Source organism: Spirosoma soli, assembly GCF_042684525.1.
GTDB classification, from domain to species: domain Bacteria; phylum Bacteroidota; class Bacteroidia; order Cytophagales; family Spirosomataceae; genus Spirosoma; species Spirosoma soli.
Genome location: NZ_JBHULN010000004.1, coordinates 324,153 through 343,182 on the forward strand (window position 1 = coordinate 324,153; position 19,030 = coordinate 343,182).

Annotated in this window: 13 protein-coding genes and 1 pseudogene; 5 read left to right on the top strand and 9 right to left on the bottom strand. The window is 50.5% G+C overall.

Going from position 1 to position 19,030, the window contains the following annotated elements; translation table 11 throughout:
• Nucleotides 1-46: 46 nt before the first annotated feature.
• On the bottom strand, nucleotides 47-2,506 hold the full coding sequence (locus ACFSUS_RS09215) for a TonB-dependent receptor domain-containing protein (RefSeq protein WP_381521789.1): 2,460 nt from the start codon (nucleotides 2,504-2,506) through the stop codon (nucleotides 47-49).
• A gap of 154 nt (nucleotides 2,507-2,660) precedes the next feature.
• Here ACFSUS_RS09215 and ACFSUS_RS09220 point away from each other — a divergent pair, with 154 nt between their 5' ends.
• Both ACFSUS_RS09220 and ACFSUS_RS09225 read left to right on the top strand, forming a co-directional pair.
• Nucleotides 2,661-3,965, top strand: coding sequence for an alpha/beta hydrolase family protein (locus ACFSUS_RS09220; RefSeq protein WP_381521790.1), 1,305 nt, complete (start codon nucleotides 2,661-2,663; stop codon nucleotides 3,963-3,965).
• 124 nt (nucleotides 3,966-4,089) lie between these two features.
• A complete protein-coding gene (locus ACFSUS_RS09225) occupies nucleotides 4,090-4,743 on the top strand; it encodes a hypothetical protein (protein WP_381521792.1) in 654 nt (217 codons plus the stop codon).
• A gap of 40 nt (nucleotides 4,744-4,783) precedes the next feature.
• Here ACFSUS_RS09225 and ACFSUS_RS09230 read toward each other — a convergent pair whose 3' ends face one another.
• A complete protein-coding gene (locus ACFSUS_RS09230) occupies nucleotides 4,784-5,986 on the bottom strand; it encodes a Gfo/Idh/MocA family protein (RefSeq protein WP_381521794.1) in 1,203 nt (400 codons plus the stop codon).
• 127 nt (nucleotides 5,987-6,113) lie between these two features.
• A complete protein-coding gene (locus ACFSUS_RS09235; RefSeq protein ID WP_381521796.1) occupies nucleotides 6,114-6,872 on the bottom strand; it encodes a cupin domain-containing protein in 759 nt (252 codons plus the stop codon).
• 199 nt (nucleotides 6,873-7,071) lie between these two features.
• Between ACFSUS_RS09235 and ACFSUS_RS09240 the strand changes: the two are divergent.
• The 3 genes and pseudogenes from ACFSUS_RS09240 (at nucleotide 7,072) to ACFSUS_RS09250 (ending at nucleotide 9,181) form a co-directional block, all read left to right on the top strand.
• Nucleotides 7,072-7,973: pseudogene (locus ACFSUS_RS09240) on the top strand (helix-turn-helix domain-containing protein).
• An 82-nt stretch (nucleotides 7,974-8,055) separates the two neighbouring features.
• A complete protein-coding gene (locus ACFSUS_RS09245) occupies nucleotides 8,056-8,922 on the top strand; it encodes an oxidoreductase (protein WP_381521798.1) in 867 nt (288 codons plus the stop codon).
• Between the two features lie 13 nt (nucleotides 8,923-8,935).
• Entirely contained in the window at nucleotides 8,936-9,181 is a 246-nt protein-coding gene (locus ACFSUS_RS09250) for an Atu4866 domain-containing protein (RefSeq protein ID WP_381521800.1), read from the top strand.
• 301 nt (nucleotides 9,182-9,482) lie between these two features.
• On the opposite strand, the gene ACFSUS_RS09255 is transcribed toward ACFSUS_RS09250, so the two are convergent.
• The 6 genes from ACFSUS_RS09255 to ACFSUS_RS09280 form a co-directional block, all read right to left on the bottom strand.
• Entirely contained in the window at nucleotides 9,483-12,290 is a 2,808-nt protein-coding gene (locus ACFSUS_RS09255) for a PAS domain-containing sensor histidine kinase (protein ID WP_381521802.1), read from the bottom strand.
• 231 nt (nucleotides 12,291-12,521) lie between these two features.
• Complete coding sequence (locus ACFSUS_RS09260; protein WP_381521804.1) at nucleotides 12,522-13,310, bottom strand: NIPSNAP family protein; 789 nt, start codon at nucleotides 13,308-13,310, stop codon at nucleotides 12,522-12,524.
• A 234-nt stretch (nucleotides 13,311-13,544) separates the two neighbouring features.
• Nucleotides 13,545-14,141, bottom strand: coding sequence for a chemotaxis protein CheB (locus tag ACFSUS_RS09265; RefSeq protein ID WP_381521806.1), 597 nt, complete (start codon nucleotides 14,139-14,141; stop codon nucleotides 13,545-13,547).
• Complete coding sequence (locus ACFSUS_RS09270) at nucleotides 14,123-14,932, bottom strand: CheR family methyltransferase (protein ID WP_381521808.1); 810 nt, start codon at nucleotides 14,930-14,932, stop codon at nucleotides 14,123-14,125. Before ACFSUS_RS09270 ends, ACFSUS_RS09265 begins: the two co-directional genes overlap by 19 nt.
• A gap of 9 nt (nucleotides 14,933-14,941) precedes the next feature.
• Entirely contained in the window at nucleotides 14,942-15,307 is a 366-nt protein-coding gene (locus ACFSUS_RS09275; protein WP_381521810.1) for a response regulator, read from the bottom strand.
• Nucleotides 15,308-15,373: 66 nt separating this feature from the next.
• A complete protein-coding gene (locus tag ACFSUS_RS09280; RefSeq protein ID WP_381521813.1) occupies nucleotides 15,374-18,988 on the bottom strand; it encodes a response regulator in 3,615 nt (1,204 codons plus the stop codon).
• Nucleotides 18,989-19,030 lie beyond the last annotated feature (42 nt).

Here is a 19,030-nt window from a genome sequence, read left to right on the forward strand (position 1 = left end):
GTGCTCATCCTGTAAATCCTGTTCATCCTGTCGAAAGAAAACAAAACTAAAACTCACCGTCGCCCCCTTCTTTCACTTTCTTCTTAGCCTGCCTTAGTCGGTAATTGAAGGTCAGGTTGATTTGTCGTAAGCGCCCCTGCGAGTTGTTTTCCGTATAGAAGTTCTCGCCCTGCGTAATGGAGCGATACCGGCGGGAATTAAATACGTCGAGAACGTTCAGGGTCAGGGTGCCGTTTTTGTTCAGAATGTCGCGGCTTACCGACAAATCCAGGGTGGCTATGGCCTGCCGTCTGCCTTGCGGTGTTTGTTGAGGAGCTTCGTAGTTGGCTCGTAGCTGAAAGTCAGTAGTTTGCCAGAACGTGAATCGCGATGTGGTCCGGGCAAACCAACTGTAGGTGTCACTTTGGTAGCTATCATCCAGGTTATTGCCGTTAGTAATGGCCCGGAAGAAGTTAAGGCTACCATCCAGTTTCCACCAGGGATAGAACGCATACGAACTGGTGAATTCGGCACCGTATGAATCTTCAGTAGCTAAGTTTTCGGGGCGCGTGGTGGAGTTGCCCTGCTCATCGACCCGACGGATTCTGACAATCTTACCCGTTGTGTACCGATAATATAGCGACGAACTGATTGATCCCTTGCCCACGTATTTGACATGCCCGATGTCGAACGAGTTCGTAAACTCGGGGTTGAGGTCAGGATTGCCACTGAAAAAATTCCGACTATCGCTGTAGGTCATGAATGGGCTGAGGTCATTGTACTGCGGGCGACGCACCCGGCGGCTGAAACTGACTTGTAAGGCGTGCTGATGCGGCAGATCATACGTAACGTGCACACTCGGAAACAGGTTGGCATACTGTCTTGGGTTAACGTCGTTGGTTTGTTTCAGGGTTGTTGTTACGCCGGTCCACTCGCCCCGAACGCCTGCCTGGTAAGAGAACTTGCGAATCTTATTACCTACTATGGCGTAAACTGCATGGATGTTTTCTTCGTACAGGAAGTTGTTGGTGAGGCCGTCGAGCGGACGCCAGCCGCCAGTCGTTTGCTCCGTAACGGAGTAGTCGTTGGTCATGTCGCGGGAGCTGCTTCGTAGACCAGCCTCAATCTTGCCGTCTTTTTTAAACGGTTTGACGTAGTCGACCTGTACCAAAAACTGTTTCTCGGTCTCATCGTTGAGCGCTCGCTGCAAGAGACTTGGTACGCCTGATTCGCTGCCGTCGGGTTGAAACGTTTGCTGGGTAAACAACTGATCGGAGCTTTCCCAGTTATCGAGGTAGCGAACATCGACGTTGAGCTCGTGGCCTTCGCGGGCGAAGGTGCGTTTGTAGCTCAACGCATATTCTGAGTTAGGCTCGGTTTCCGTCTCGTCCTGCGTGCGGTTGCTGATGCTGAGGAGGTTGTTTACGTTCGATATATAGTCAAGGTATCGAATATCGGAAAACCGTTTGCCCTTGCTGATTCGCCAGGTGTACGAAGCCGTCAGGATGTTTTTCGGGTCGAAATAATAATCGAGGCCAGCCCGGGCATTGTTGTTCATTCCCTTCAAATTGTTGGTCCAGTTCTGTCGGGTAATGAACGTCGAATCGTTGCGGTACACTTCCTGATACTGCGAACTACGACCGGGTGTATTCCGATACGAAGCTGTGTAATTAACGAAGAAGTTGAGATTCTTTCGTCGGTAGTTGACGTTGGCTGCTACGCCGAAATTACTCGGATAGCCCGTAATGACGTCGAACGAGCCGTTGAACCCTTCTTTACGCTCTTTCTTCAAGACGATGTTGATGATGCCGCCCATACCTTCGGCTTCGTAACGGGCCGATGGGTTCGTAATCACCTCGATGCGTTCGATGCTGCTGCCCTGCAACTGCTGCAAACCCGCCGACCCTTTGAGGCTCACCAGGCCCGACGGTTTCCCGTCGATCAGGATACGAACGCTCCCACTCCCGCGCAGGCTGACGTTGCCCTCACCGTCGACCGCTACCGAGGGGACATTCTGCAAGATGTCGACCGCCGTACCACCGCGGTTGGCCAAATCTCGGCCCACGTTAAAGATCTTTTTGTCCAGCGCCAGCTCCATTGTGCTCTTCTCAGCCTGAACCACCACCTCATTTAAAGTATTGGATGAGGCTGCCAGTTTGAGCGTGCCTAAATCATGAGGAGCTGTCTCCCGTGCAAGACGGATGGCCGATGTTTTATGGGTCTTGTAGCCAACAAATTCCAGCAAAGCATAATAATTGCCCGACAACGCATCGATTGAAAAGTCACCGGTTTCGTTGGTAATGGCTCCGGCTACAAACGAGCTGTCGGTTTGCTTAAATAAGCGAACGTTTGCGTAAACCAGGGGCGTGTTGGTCTGCGCGTCGAATACCTTGCCTCGTAGTTTCAGCCTGCCGCTATCCTGCGCTTGCAGAGCCGTTGCGGTTAGCCAAAAAGCTATTAGTAAAAAGTCGAACCGAAATAAAGAACGAGATAAAGAGGACGAAAAGGTAGTAGAGGTTGATTGCATCAGGCTGTTGAGTGTATTCAGTTCATAAAAGCAATCGATGCCTCATTTTACTCAAGTGCTGTAGCCTGGAGGTGGTCCATCGGGCTACATTCGATTGCAAATCACAATTCAACGTCCGTTATTGGGCTCACTTTGTTAATTCAGCACTAACCCCATGCAATCTTCTGTTCGTTTGGTTCGCGTTTTATTGATGACACTGTTTGTCGGAGCTGCTTTATCTGGGCAGGCTCAGGAGAATAAAGACTCGTTTGTTTTCGGTGATCCGCTGCCCGACGCTCCCGAACTAGCTGCGCGGGGTACCAGTAAAGTGGGCGTTCGTACCCTCAAGCTAACCCACCCTGGTCAGATGGATGTGCTGCATGCAAAGGATGGCAAAACACCGCTCTACGACCGTCCGCTGACCGTCGAAATCTGGTATCCCGCCCGTATTCCAGCGGGCAAAGCGGAGTTTACTCAATATGATGAAGTTATGGGTGTGGCCAACGATCCCAAGCGACCGTTGATTCCTTATACATTTGCTGGCCGGGCCCTGCGCGACGCTGAGCCGGAGCCGGGCCAGGGAGCCTACCCGCTCGTTATCGTGTCGCATGGTTATCCCGGCTCGCGGCTGATGTTTACGTACCTCACCGAAAACCTGGCTTCAAAAGGCTACGTCGTCGTGTCCATCGACCATACCGAATCAACGTACCGCGATGCTGCGGCTTTCCCGAGTACCCTGCTGAACCGCGCATTGGATGAGCTTTTTGTCCTGAATGAAATGGATCGACTCAGCAAAAAAGACAGCAAATCCTTTTTGGCAGGATTGCTCGATGCGAACAACACGGCGCTGGTCGGCTACTCGATGGGTGGTTACGGTGTTCTCAATGCAACGGGTGCCGGGTATAGTGAGCAGGCAGGTAAGCTATTTGGTCAAATGGCGAGCGGTAGTACTGCCTTGCAAGTTCGTTCGACGGGTGCTCCCGAATACAAAGCGTCGCAGGACTCGCGTATTAAAGCGGTCGTTGCGTTTGCACCCTGGGGTATGGAGCGGGGCGTTTGGGATGCCAACGGACTGGCGGGGCTGACACGACCCACGCTATTTGTAGCCGGCAGTAAAGATGACGTGTCAGGCTATGAGAAAGGCATAAAAGCCATCTATGATGGTGCTGTCAATGCTGACCGGTACATGCTTACCTACGTCAATGCCCGGCATAACGTAGCGCCGAACCCACCCCCAACCGAGTCGCTAAAGCCGGGTTTACCGTTTGGGGAGTACATGCGCTATGCCGAACCGGCGTGGAACGAACGTCGGATCAATAACATTAACCAACACTTCGTGACGGCCTTTCTGGGCATTCATTTGAAAGGGCTTGACTACGGAAAGTATTTCGATCTGAAAGAAAACGATGCCGACGGTCCCTGGACGGGTTTCAAGCCCCGGACATCGGTAGGGTTGGAAATGCGCCATGCAAAGCCCTGACGGCTACGGTCGGCTAGCGTTCACAATTCATACGCCCTTTTCTGCAATTCAATGCACTGCATGTTCCGGTATGAGGTAGTGCTGGCTAGTTTTGTTTGCATTAACCATTCGTGCCTGACCAGCTATGAAGATTCTACTTTTCAGTATCGCTTTATTAAGCAGCATTGCCTGCCTGGGCCAATATAATCCGTTGGGAGCCATCACGATGTGGACGGACGGTTACGTCGTGACCATGCAAAACGACACCATCGACGGGCAAGTCCGGGTGAGTTCGTTAGTGAACGACTCTCCGGCAAGTGTTATCATCCGCACCGCCGACGACAAAAAGATCAAGCTCAAAGGCGATGACCTGCGCATGATTGCTCAGCGAATTCCCAACTTCGCCTATGCCACAGGCAGCATTCCTCGCGAACGGGAGATGATCGTTTTTGAGCGGGTACCAAATCCCCGGCGCGGAGGTAAACCTACGCTATTGGAACGGCTAACGCCCTACGGGAGCAGTATTGTCCTGTACTTTGACGTATCGGGCTGGAAGAAAACAGTTGATTATTCGTTCGGTAATTTCTCCATCAGTAATCGGCAGGATTTGAGCTATATCGTGTTAAAAAACAACACCGAGTCGCTAATTGCCAAGCGTGGCGATATGGAAGCCATTCACGAAAACCTCTTCGGCGATTGCCCGGCATTCATCCGCAATTACCCGGTGGCTACCCGCCGTGACTGGAACCTGTTCGGCGACATGGTAGCCGCTTATAACCAGCTCTGCCAACACTTGTAACGTAAGTAGCCCGGCCGGGCTACTTACCTACCGGCTACAATTATGCCCGCGCCTTAGGAGTTGGGTCTAATACCTGCAATACATCTTTGGTCGATACTTTGGTGCCTGTTTTGGCAGCCTGGAAGATGGCTTCAATCAGTTGGACGTCGCGCATGCCCATTTCGCCGGGTACGGTTGTTGGGGTATCGGTTAAAATACAATTGGCAAACGCGTCCATTTGGCGGGCTTGCTGAGGCACGTTTTCGATGTCCATTTTGCCTTGGCTGGTTTCCCCTTTTAGGCCGTCGTATTGATAAGCAGGCGATAGCTCAAACCAGCCTTTAGCGGCTTCCGCTCGTAGTTGGTTGTATTTGTCGTTATAACTGGTTTTGCAATCGGCCACTGAGCCATCCGCAAACTGCAGCTGAAAGTCGACGCCTTCTTCTACTTTGCTAAATTTTTCAGGGTCAGTTACAGGATGTAGTTTGGCCGTCACGGCGATAGGAACTTGCCCTTTGGTGTAGATAGCGCCCTGCAGGCAGTAAATGCCCACATCGCGTAGGGGACCACCTCCGCCAACGCCACCACCCAAACGCCAGGGCGTATCGTTTTCCTGCTTCTGCGCGTTTTGGGCAATAATTTTATTGACTTTTCCCATGACCTCTTGCTGTCCCAGGCGCATCATTTCCTGGTTGTGTGGTTCAAAATGCAGCCGGTACCCAATAGAAAGCTTCTTGTTGGCTTGCTTACAGGCGTCAATCATCTTCTGACAATCGGCCGACGTTAGCGCCATTGGCTTTTCGCAGATTACATGCTTACCCGCCTTAGCCGCCCGAATGGTGTATTCGGCGTGCATCGAGTTGGGTAGCACAACGTACACAATATCAATATCGGGGTTATCGGCAATCTGATCAAACGTCTGGTAGTTGTAAACGTTCTTATCGGGGATGTTATACTTCTCTTTCCATTTTTGGGCTTTGTCAGGGGTGCCCGTAACGACACCCGCTAATCGGCACGATTTTGTTTTCTCCAGCGCGGGTGCCAGCTGCCCTTCGCTGTACAAACCAAGCCCCACCAAAGCAACACCCAGTTTACGTTCTGAACCGGTAGCGCTCGTGGTTGAGGTCGCTGATTCGGCCGACGACTCGCTGCTTTTATTGCCGCAGCCATAGAGCCCTCCTAAACCTGCTAAGCTGGGTGCAACTAAGGCTGCGGTGCCGAAACGTTGTATGAAATCACGACGAGAAAAAGGTGATTGGTCCATGCCTGCGATTGCTTTAGCGTGAAGAACGTTGAGTAATTCTCTCTTTTGTTTGGAATTTTAACTATCGGATTTGTAGATTGTTTGGATGGGGGGAACCTAGCCCAGATTGGTTAAGCCCTTTCGCTGATTATTCGAATTGAAAGGCAAAGTAGGTGCAACTACCCTGACTGGTGTTCTGAATGGCGTGCGGTACGTTCGACTCCAGGAAAATTAAGTCGCCCACCGTGGCCGGATGCAACTGGCCGTTGATACGTTCCTGAGCACTGTTGTCAACCATCAACAAGATCTCAGCGGCTGCGTGCGTGTGGGGCGGATGGCTCCATAACCCTTTGTTCAGCGTCGTGACGTGCATTTCGAATCGTCGGGTCATGGCTGTTGACCGGTCGAACATCTTTCGGACACCTCCCTTATCGTGTGGCTGAAAGGCTACATCGTTCCAGTCAAGCCAGAACGAGCCTCCTGCTTTCTGGCCCCGCTCCCGATCAGCGGGCGCTTTCGACTCGTACCGCATGACGTAATAGGTCGCGGGTTTATCGCCTTTGTTCTCAAAGCCGTGCTCGTCGCCGGGCATCATGAGGGCAACGCTTCCGGTACTGAGGGTCTTTGTGTTGCCTTCGATGGTTACCGTCAGCTCCCCTTCTTTAATAATGATTAACTCTTCGTCGTCGTGCTTGTGGCTGGGGTGCGGAGCCTGATGAGCGGGCAGGGTAGTGGCGTGAATCTTGATATGGCTGAAATCTTTCGTGGCTCCTTCCAGAAGAAGCCGTTGCTCCGACGCGGCCTTTTTAACCACTGGTGTATCGTTCCAGACGTAGACTTTTGAGTCAATCGACTGCTCCGGCAGCGAAAGAGCCATTACGAGCGTAAGTAAGAGTGAAGGTTTCATGGCAAAGGGCGTTACCTGATGCTATAAAGTCGTTTACGCTTCCTGAATACTTACAAAACCATCAGGGCAGCCTGACTGGATGGCCGAATGGTAATTAGCTCTATAACAGTAGAGGACATCTTGGGTAGGCAAACAAGTTTGGTCTGCCAGCCACTGCCACTAGTTGATTGCTATAATTTGAATTTCATAACTTTGTGCCATGGCACAGACTGAGACGCTCGAAGAATTCTACCAGAAAAAATTCAACTGGTTACCTGATAATCTGCAGGAAGATATTGGTCATTTCAATGTATTTCGGCTGGAGGATTGCTTCGGGGATGGTGGAGCCCCAATACAATATAGCCGCCGTGATTTTTATAAATCAGTCTGATACGAGGTAGAAACGTGTATCATTACGCTGACAAAAGCATCGAGATTGACGGGAGTACCCTCATGTTTTTCAACCCTCAGGTGCCTTATACCTGGCAGCCGTTATCAGGCGATACAACCGGTTTTTTCTGCATTTTCAAGGAAACGTTCTTCACGCAGAAAATTAGAGGAAGACTCAGCGGACTGCCCATGTTTGCCCTTGGCGGAAAGCCGGCTTACGTGCTTACTGAGAAGCAGGACGAGCATATAAGCCAGTTGTTTAGAAAGATGCTCGATGAGATAGGCTCTGAATATCAATTCAAATACGACTTAATCCGAAGTTACGTAACGGAACTTATCCATTATGCACTAAAGGGTCAACCTTCTGAAACGCTGCATCGACATGCCGATGCTAAATCCCGGATTACCGCTGTTTTCACCGAGTTGCTGGAGCGTCAGTTTCCCATAGAGTCGCCCACGCAACGATTTAAACTACGATCTGCTAACGATTTCGCCCAACAGTTGTCAGTGCATGTCAACCACCTGAATCGTTCGATTCGGGAAACAACCGGCAAAACGACGACCGAGCATATTGCCGAACGATTAGCAAGCGAGGCTAAGGCGTTGCTAAAACATACCGACTGGAATATTTCCGAAATCAGCTATAGCCTTGGATTTGAAGAACCGGCTCATTTCAATTATTTTTTCAAGAAGCACACCCAGCTGACTCCTTCTGCTTTCCGTAATGTTTGAATTTAGTAAGTAATGGTTTGTTTGCCGCAAGGCCCTGCTGCCTGAGTCCGCCTAATTTTGCGCTCACTAAACGAACAAAATTATGGACACACAACAAGTATGGTTTGTTACGGGCGCATCGAAAGGCCTGGGGCTTACGCTGGTCAAAAAATTATTGCAACAGGGAGCTAACGTGGCCGCCACATCAAGAAGTATCAACGATCTGCGTCGGGCGGTAAATACTGATGATGCCCGCTTTCTGCCGCTGGTGGCCGATCTGAAATCAGAAGCCAGCGTTGGAGAGGCTATTCAGGCAACCATCGCTCATTTCGGACGCATTGATATCGTTGTAAACAATGCGGGCTATGGCCTGTTAGGGAGCCTCGAGGAATTAACCGACCAGGAGGCCCGCGAAAACTTTGACGTCAACGTATTCGGCTCGCTCAACGTCATTCGCCATGTGATGCCGCACCTGCGGCAACAGCAGTCCGGCCACATCTTCAACATCTCGTCGATTGGGGGCTTCTATGGCACATTTCCAGGATTTGGTATCTACTGTGCCACCAAGTTTGCGGTGGAAGGCTTTTCGGAATCACTGGCCGCAGAAGCCAAAGCATTCGGTATCAACGTAACCATTGTTGAACCCGGTTATTTCCGAACTGACTTTCTTACAGCCGGCTCGCTCGGATTACCTAGTCAGCCAATCGATGCTTATGAAGCTGTACGGCAGTCGCAGCAAACGCATCAGAGCGAGATCAATGGCAACCAGCCCGGCGACCCTGAAAAAGCAGTTAATGCCTTAATTCAGGTTGCTTCCTCGCCAAATCCGCCCCTGCATTTATTCCTGGGTCAGGATGCGTATGACCTGGCGTACACAAAGATCAGGGCCGTTCAGCATGATTTAGAAGCCTGGAAAGAAGTGACTGTTTCAACGGGTTACGAGATACAGGGTCCAGTTAGCCTAACCTAGAAGTCTATCTATAATGGATAATCAATCCTACGTCGGCATGTGGGTTACCAAAGACGGGTACATTCGTCATCAACTCTTGCCGGGTGGTCGTCACGATGAGGCACGTGGTGCCCGCAAAAGTGCATATCAAGGTAGTTACACCATACAGGGCAATCACATTGAATATTTAGATGACACTGGTTTCACCGCTGATGGCGACTTCCGGGATGGAGTGCTTTACCACGCTGGCATGATCCTTTTTAGAGAGGAAAAACAGTAAAGGGTACCCGCATTGCCCACGCAAACGAGATCCCGCAACCGCCCTGATATACCAAGGTCGTTGCGGGATTATTTATGGGCTTTCTGGCGGAAGATCCTGTTCATAGTGTTCAGGTCCATCGCCAATCGCACAGGTACGAAATAAAGCGGCTTTCTGCCAATTAACTCGTCGAAACAGTTGGTAAATCATTGGCTTCGTGGCGAAGCGCAGTGGGCAGTCCTTGAGTAAGGGTTGAATTGTCGCAATTAGCGGGAGACGGCCATTCAACGGTGCGGTTGCTGCGCTAGCTTTCAGGTCTGGCTTACGCCGGCAAATACACATGGAAGGTAGCGCCCTGGCCGGGTTGGCTGGTGGCGGTAATGGCTCCGCCATGGTTGGCGGCTACCTTCTCGCAGATGGCGAGGCCAATGCCTGTGCCACTAAATTCGTTCCTGCCGTGCAGCCGTTGAAAAACCTGGAATATACGGTCAACGTATTTTTCATCGAAACCTATTCCATTATCGGATATGCTGATGCAATGATAGACCTTAGCCGTGCGAGTCGGTTTTACGGAAACAGGTAAATGAGCCGCGGATACCTGATGAGTCTTTATCTGAATGATAGGAGGGAGCCCCGCCCGGCTGAATTTAAGCGCATTATTAATCAGGTTTTGAAACAGCTGCCCTAGTTGAGAGGGGTCGCCTTGGATGACTGGTAAGGGCTCCACACGAACGACCGCTCTGGTCTCCTGAATGCGCAGATCCAAATCCAGCAGAACATTGTTGACGACTGTCGTTAGGGAAACGGGGACTACGGTGTCTTGCTGGGTCGAGATGCGTGAGAAGCTGAGCAAGTCTTTGATCAGTATCGACATCCGGCTGGCCGCCGATTGCATACGTACCAGATTGTCAACCCCTTCGCCCAACCGATCGGCGTACTGATTCTTCAGCAGGTCGCCGAAGGATTGAATCTTGCGTAATGGTTCCTGCAAGTCATGGCTGGCCACGTAGGCAAACCGTTGCAGGTTGTCGTTGGAGCGGATCAGTAATTCGTTGGATTCGGCAAGTTCCTCGTTCGTGGCGGCTAACTCCTCGTTTGTAGCCCCCAGTTCTTCGTTAACCGTTTCAAGCTCCTGCGTGCGTTGCTGCACCTTTTGCTCTAAAGCGAGCTGTATATTTCGTTGCTCGGTAATATCTTGCGCAATGCCCTTAAGCACAGTCGGCGTACCTTTGGTGTCGTAAAACACCTGTCCCTGCGCGTGAATAATACGCACTTGCCCCGTGAGCCGGTTAACAATCGGGTGCTCATTTTCATAAAAGCCCGATGAACCCGGTTGAATAGCGGTGGTTATAGCATCAGCTACGCGTTGTCGGTGTTCGTCCGGTAAAGGATTATGGGCTTCGTCTAAAGTTTTGGTAGCCTCCGAAAAACCCAGCCATTCCATAAAGCGTTCAGAATAAGTAAAGTTGCCTGTGGCAATGTCCATACTCCAGGTAGCCAGCTTCGCTAGTTCTACCGCCTGGCGCAAGGAAGCTTCGGCCTCTTCCAGCTCCTGTCGGGCAATGATTTCATCATGCACATCGATCACCGTACCGATGATGCCTTCGTAATCGCCATTCGTACTGATTCGGGGATTACCCGTATCGATTGCCCAGCGGTAAGTACCGTCTTTTCTACGTAGCCGATACAGGGTGCTGAAGGACGTCTGTTTTTCGTTAGCTGACAAAAACAGTCGGCCCGCTTCTTCTTTATCATCGGGGTGAGTGGCGTCGAGCCAGCCGAATCCTTCCGCTTCAGCCTGAGTTTGGCCCGTGTACTCATACCACTGCTTATTCAGGTAGCTGCAATAGCCATCGGGTTCAGTAAGCCAGAGAATGGCCGGTACGGTATCCGTTAAGTGACGAAAATAAGCTTCATTTTCCTCTAACTTTTTCTTGGCCAGCACTTCCTCGGTTACATCCACTGCCATATCCATAATGGCATATACCTCGCCAGTGGAATTGCGCAGCGGTTTATACGTGAAGTCAAAGTAGTAGGTGCCTAATACGCCATCCACTTCCAGGTTGGCAGGAGTGGCTTTCGCTTTGTAGGTTGTCCCCGTTGTAAAGACGTCATCCAGAATTTGCAGAAAAGGTTGGCCCTGTAGCTCCGGTACAGCTTCTGCCAGTGGCTTGCCAATAACAGAACGATTTTTGCCCCAATACCCAATCATGACGTCATTGGCGACTTCAATTATTAAGTTTCGACCAACAAACAGGCAGGTGGCAACCGGGGCTTCTTCTATCAGGGTACGGAATTTGATTTCGCTCTCGAGTATCTTCTGACGGGCCTCTACCTGCTCGGTTATTTCAGTACAGCCAACCGTGATTCCAGTAATGGTGCCATCCGGGCCGTAAAACGGTTCGTAAACAAAATCAATGTAAGTACGCTCGACCTGACCGTTTCGCTCCAGCATCACGGTCAGTTCTTTGGCTACAAACCGTTCTCCAGTGGTATATACGTGAGTTAAAAGTTCTTCAAATCCTTGTCCACTGACTTCGGGTAGAGCTTCAAACAGGGGTTTGTTCATGACTTGTTCGCGCTTGCGTCCCCAATATTCCAGTACGCGCTCATTGGCTAGAGTAATCACAAACTCAGGACCACTAAAGAGCGCCGTTGCAACGGGGAACCGCTCAACCACCGCCCGAAACTGCCGTTCATTAGCTTCTATCTGCTGCCTTTGCACGTACTGGGTCACATCCTGGGCTATGCCCGCAAAACGATACACTTCGCCAACTGTGTTGAAATACCCTTGACCCACACACCGCACCCAACGTACTACGCCGTTGTCGGTACCAATGGTACGATACGTAACGTCAAGTGCTCCACCCGATTTAGAGTCCATGGCCCATTTCACGGCCTGGTCAACCCGGTTCACATCATCAGGGTGGATATGGGTTATGGCCTGCTCATAAGGAAGCAGGTTGTCTTTGGCTAATCCGAATAGTTCGCGACACCGATCGTTCCAATTAATCAGATTCGTGACCGGGTCTAACTCCCAAACGCCCAGCTTGGCCGCCTTTAAGGCAAAGTCTGTATCTAAATGCTCGGTGAGGGGTTTACTTTCAGATGACTTGTGATCGCCGGCCATTGGTCACTACTTAGTTTATAGTGCAAGTTAGCTACGGGGGACAATAGGTTTGTAACTAATTGTAAAATCAATTTGGAGTGGTTTATACGTGGTATCTACGAGGATTGAACTTGGCAAGTAGCTCATAAATACCAGACCCGCTACTTCTCAGTAGCGGGTCTGGTATTTGTGAACGCATGGTATAATCACGCCTACCATGTCAGTTGCCTTAGAGAGTTTGTTACCCTTAAATCAAATCTCCGAGTAATCGGTAGGATGCAACAGGTAGATGTCGGCCCGCAAAAAGTTGTGTGCATACTCTGGCTTGGCGTTGAGTGTTTTCCAGCCCGGATCGGCGCTGAATGCCTTCCAGTGCTCGTCGCGGGCGGCTTTGTTTTCAAACGAGGTCATGTACATCAGGCTCGGTAGTTTGGCACCGGCTTTGACCTGACCGCAAAAAATGGTGTTGAAACCCAGCCGCTTGAAGATGTCCAGCTCACCATTGTTGAACTGACTGATTTTGTTCTCGTGCAGTTTTTCCGTAGCGGCTTCGTAGTTGCGTAACTCATAAATACGCTCCGAGGGTTTGGCCTGAAGGGTGGGCGTTTGCAGAACCGGCATACCCGCGAAAGCTTCCATCAGGATTGAGTCGAAGCGCTTGTACATCGGCTTGTCAAACTCGGCGTTGATATACTCCTGAGCGGCCGCTGTATATTGTTTGTCGTTCATGAGCGTCTCGGACAGCGACATAAACTGATCGACTGACTTTAACGGAATCAAAACGTACAGCAGTGAATCCGCTTCGGTCGCGGGTCTGAAAACGCCCACTTTGCTGATGCCCGCCCGGTGCAGCGCGGGCAAGTAGGCTTGTTTCAGATACGTTTCCAGCCGGTCTTTTTGACTGTTATCTTTCAGGTAATACACCTTGAGCTGGTAAAATTCGCGCCTGGGCGCAGCGGTGAATGCCTGACTGTCGTAGGCTATTAGAATCAATAATGCACTAAACGCAAAGCGGACGCCTGTTTTATACGAGGTAAACATGGTGTTTTTGAAAATATGACTATTAATTAGGAAAGTACTCAATAGGGCAAAACTCACCGTAGAGATCATATGATTTTTCGACAAACCTTTAGAATGGACCGTTAGGTAGTGTCAAGGGTGGTCAAATATTGTCAGGAATTGATAAGGGCCATACGTTCATGACTACCCTTGACACATTGACAATACCGGACAACGCTTGACAATCGTTGACCACTCCTGACCACCCTTGACTTTTTAGTAACCAGAAGGCTGGTTTATGGTGTTGATAAATGCGGTCAGTGCCGTCACATCGAGGATAAAGTCGATGGGCGTATTATCAATAGCCTGTTGGGGCATAAAGCCAACATGGGCCGTTGCCGGGTCCTGCGCTACGATGACTCCCCCCGCCTTTTTAATGGCTATCAACCCCTTAATACCATCAGCATTAGCACCGGATAACAAAACAGCAACCAGCGAAGGCCCATACACATCAGCCGCAGAGTCAAACGTTACGTCAATGGAGGGGCGGCTGTAGTTCACTTTCTCCGAATCATCGAGTGAAAACACCTCATTTTTTTCGATCAACAGATGGTAATCCGCAGGAGCCAGGTAGATGGTACCAGGGATGATGGGGTCTTTATCGTCTACTTCTTTGAGCGGGATGGTTGTTTTCAGGGAGAACAGACCCGCCAACGTAGAATCGGCAGTGTTCTTTCGGTGTAGCACAATGATAATTGCAAAAGGTAGCGGAGGCTGTAAGGCTGGCAGCAGTTTCAGTAAGACATCAATGCTACCCGTTGAACCGCCAATAAGAACGGCTTTACAGTCGCTAATTAGCTTATTTTGCGCCATATTTTTTCGCTGGCCAGTTGTTTAAACTTCGATTGAATGCCGGAAAATTTCAGGGTTTCTTTCGACCCTAATGCCAGATAGCCGAGCGGGCTTAAACTATCGTCGAATAACCGAAGCACATGGTCCTGTAATATTTTATCGAAATAGATCAGTACGTTGCGGCAAAGGATCAAATCAAACTCATTGAACGAACGATCCGATACGAGGTTGTGGGTCGAAAACACCATTTTCTCGGTGAATTCGTCGCTAAACTTAACGTGGCCGTACTGAGCGGTGTAATAGTCTGAAAAATCGCGGGTGCCACCGGACAATATGTAGTTCTCCGAATACTGTTTCATAATCCCCAGCCCATAAATGCCTTTGCGGGCCGTTTCGAGTACCTCCGGATTCAGGTCCGTAGCATACAATAGCGATTTGTGAAGCAGCCCGGCTTCCTTGAGCAGAATGGCCATAGAAAACACCTCTTCGCCCGTTGAGCATCCGGCATGCCAGATCCGAATAAACGGTTTGGCCGTTAAAGAGCTGAGTACGTCTGTCCGCAGGGCTTTATAGAACAGGGGGTCGCGAAACATCTCTGTAACGTTTACCGTGAGCCCCTCTACAAAGCGCTTAAGATAACTGGTGTCGGACCTGACCCGATACCGCAATTCGGCAAAGCTTGGAAACTTATCCAGCACCCACTGCCGATTCACGCGACGCTTTATAGACGCGCGGGAGTAATGGGTAAAGTCATACCCATGTACGGTCAGTAAGTCGGTTAAGAGCAAATCAAGCTCGTCCTCGTCAATCATAATAATCTATTAAATCTGTGATAGAAGCTGCATCAACCGATCGACATCGACTGGTTTCGCGATGTAGTCAGTGGCCCCGGCGCGCAGGCATTTTTCCCGGTCGCCAACCATGGCCTGTGCCGTCACCGAGAAAATAGGCGTGTCGCTTCGGTTTGGTAGATTCTTAATGCGCGGAATGGCTTCGTAGCCATCCATTTCGGGCATCATCATGTCAATCAGGATCGCGTCGACAACTTCATTCGTCTTCAGCAGGTCCAGAGCTTCCTGAGCGCTGCTACACGCCATGCAGTCGAATGACTTGGCCCGCAACGTTGCCCTTAAGGCAAAAATATTTCGCGCATCATCGTCAATGATTAATACCCGTTTCATAGTCATCGTGTTTGAGGTAAAATTCGGTTTACGGTATATCGGGCACGGCTCAGGCTCTTACCGTAAACCGTACTATCGTTCATAGAGCCATACGCGCAGTAGCGAAAGCAGCTGATCAATGTCCACCGGTTTGGTGATGTAATCAGAGGCTCCGGCCTGAATGCACTTTTCGCGGTCGCCGGTCATGGCTTTGGCCGTAACGGCAATGACCGGTACGTTTTTCCAGCGGTAGTTTTCCCGAATCTTCCGGGCCGTTTCGTAGCCATCCATTTGCGGCATCATCATGTCGAGTAAGACGACGTCTATCGTTGGGTTCTCGTCTAGTTTTTGCAGCGCGTCTTTGCCGTCCAGTGCGGTCACGACCTTCATGTTATACTGTTCGAGCGCTTTCGACAGAGAAAATATGTTTCGCACGTCGTCGTCGGCGACCAGCACTGTTTTGTTGTTTAAGACCTGGTTCAGGGCTCCTAGCTTTTTAGGTACAACAGGAGCCGCTGCGGACTCCTTGTTTTCTTCAACTAAATGCAGAAAGAGCGACACCTCGTCGAGCATCCGCTGGTACGAATGCGCCGTTTTGACTATGATGGAGTCGGCGTATTTTTTAATCCGTAACTCTTCGGCCAGGGACAGGCTCTTGCCCGTGAAGATGATGATCGGCAGGTTTTCCAGTCCCGGATTTTTCTTGGCTTCTTCCAGGGTTTCATACGCTTTTTCGTTTGGAATGCCCATGTCCAGAATAACACAGTCGACCTCTTTACGCTTCAATGCATCGATGCCTTCACTGATACTACTCTTTAACTCCGACGTAATATTGAAGGTCTCCAGGAAGTAAGCCAGCGCTTTCGCGTGTTTGGGGTTATCCTCCACGATCAGCACTTTTTTGGGATTACGGTTCAAGACGTATTCTATTTTCTTGAACACTTCCTGCATTTGTTCAAATGCCATCGGTTTGTCCACAAAATCAATGGCTCCTTTCAGGAGACTTTCATTTTTCAGCTTGTGCGACGACATAATGTGCACGGGAATCGGGCGGGTCTGCGGATCAGCCTTTAAAGCATCCATGACGTCCCAGCCGCTCATGATGGGCAGCTGAATATCGAGCAGAATACCGATTGGTTTATAGATACCCGCCAGTTTCAGGCCCTCATCGCCCCTGACGGATACGATGCCTTTGTAGCCTTTCTTGCGAGCGTATTCCAGTAGCGATTTGGCAAAACTCACGTCGTCTTCAATGATCAGAATAGTTTTATCCTGCTCCGTAATACTGGCCCGGTCGTCGGGGATACTTTCGGGAATAACCGTACTGATATACTTGTACTTATCGGTGACAACCGCTTCGTAGGGCTTCTCCTGAGGAGCTGGTTTAGGGGCTTCTGCCGGTTTGGCAAGGGGTATTGACGATGCGTCAGACAGGTGGGAGAGGGGGAGATAGACCGTGAACTCGCTACCCTGGTTAACCTGACTGACGAGGCTAATCTCTCCGCCTAGTAACTTGGCCAGTTCGCGGCTGATGGATAGCCCGAGGCCTGTTCCGCCGTATTTACGCTTGGTCGAGCCGTCGGCTTGCTGGAAGGCTTCAAAGATGAGGTGCTGCTTTTCGGTGGGAATACCAATACCGGTGTCTTTCACCACGAAGCAGAGTATGTTTGGTTGAGACTCCTGCCGTTTTATCGTCAGGGCTACGCTGCCCGTGGCCGTAAACTTGAGCGCGTTAGAGATTAAGTTTTTGAGGACCTGCCCCAGCCGCATCGGATCAGTCTCCAGCATTGGTGGTACGTCGGGCGCTACGGTTATCGAAAAGTCTAGTCCTTTGTCGCGGGCCACAAGACCGAACAGGGCCTGCAGCTCGTTGGTAATCGTATCGAGCGACACCGACTGAAAATCGAGCTTCATCTGACCGGCTTCGATCTTGGACAAATCCAGGATCTCGTCGATCAGCCCGAGCAAGCCATTGCCGGACGTTTGAATCACCTGGGCGTATTCGACCTGATCGCCGGTCAGGTTTTTCTCGGTATTCTCGGCCAGCAAGCGGCTCAGTAGCAAGATCGAGTTGAGTGGAGTCCGAAGCTCATGCGACATGTTGGCCAGAAACTCTGACTTGTAGCGGGTCGTTAACTCCAGCTCATCGGCCTTTTTCTGAATTTCACTATTTTTCTCTTCCAGAAGCACCCCCCGTTCTTCTAGTTCTGTGTTGGTTTGCTGCAACTCTTCCTGCTGAACGCGTAACTCTTCTTCCGACGCCTGTAGTTTTTGGGCCTGCATCTCAAGCTCGGCGTTGAGGTTCTCAAGCTCGCTCTGCTGGGTTTGTAGCTCTTCGGCCTGGGCTTGGGTCTCCTCCAGAAAGTTCTGCAATCTGACGTAGTCAAGCGCGGCATTAACGCCAATGGCAATCGGCTCCTGGTTGGCTTCTAGAAATTCAACGACTAGCGGATCGGGCTGGCGAAGCAGCCCCAGCTCGATGGCACCCAGACAAAGGTCTCCGTACAGCAAAGGCACAATGAGCAGCGACGTAGGCCGGGCTTCGCCCAACGACGAACTCACACGCATGTAGTCATGAGGCAGGTCGTTGATAACCATAGTTTTTTTACGTTCGATGGCCTGGCCGACTAAGCCTTCGCCGGCCTTAATGCTTAGCGGAGCCTGCTGGGCCGCGAAGCTACCCACTCGTTTGAACTGCGTACCGTTATCAATCAGATAAACCGTGCCCAAGGGAGCCTCCAGATAGTTTGCTACGGTGTTGATCAGGTTGGTCCCTAACGTATTCACATCTTTTTCGCCCCGAATGGCAGCACTCACCTGAACGGCTCCCGTTTGCAACCAAGTTCTGCTTTTGAGATCCGTAAACGTCTGTTCGAGCGAGTCGGCCATCGTGTTCATCGCTTTGCCGATGCGGCTCAGGTCGTCGCCCCGATCATCGTCGCTCCTGACAGCATAATTCCCTTCGGCAATCTCCTGCGTGATGTCTTCCAGCACCGCAATGCGTTTGGTTGTTTGGGTATATTGTTCTTCGGCCAGCTGTTGAGCGGCAATGCGCTCATCGAGGTCGTTTTTAATACGGCCATAGGCAAAGGCAGTAATCAACATCGAAATAATGGCCGTAATTACCAGCAGATACGGCGTGTAGGTAATGTAAATCTGCTGCTGATTAATCCGGCTTTTGAGCAGATTTTCTTCCGATGTTTTAATCCGGTTAACCACAATCCGAAGGGCATCCATCGTTTGCTTCCCCTTCAGCAAGGCCTGGTATTGCTCGACCGTATTGAGAGAAAACGCATTGTTTTGTTCGTTCAGGGCGATACTGCGTCGCATCTGAGTAAACTTAGACTCATACAGCCGTTTAACGTTGGCCATGTTTTTTTGCTGAGCCGGATTGTCGGTTGTTAAGGCAACAAGCTGGTTGTAGCTGTTCGTTACCTTCTCATAACTACCCGTGTACGGCTCCAGAAAAACAGGGTTGAGCGTAACCAGGTAGCCGCGCTGCCCTGTTTCGGCGTCCTTCATGTACGAGATGATATTCTCCGCTTCAATCAATACCTGATTGGTATGATTAACCAGTTGAGAATTGCTGATTAGCTTCTGGATGCTGTAAAATGAAGCAACCAGGCTGATGAGCAGCAGAAGCGTGGATAGCGAAAAAACAAGCTTCAACTGCTGGATCACCGAATTTGATGTTGTTGCTGGTGGCATAGGGTTAGTTTAAAAACCTTCTAACGGTCAGTAACATATGAG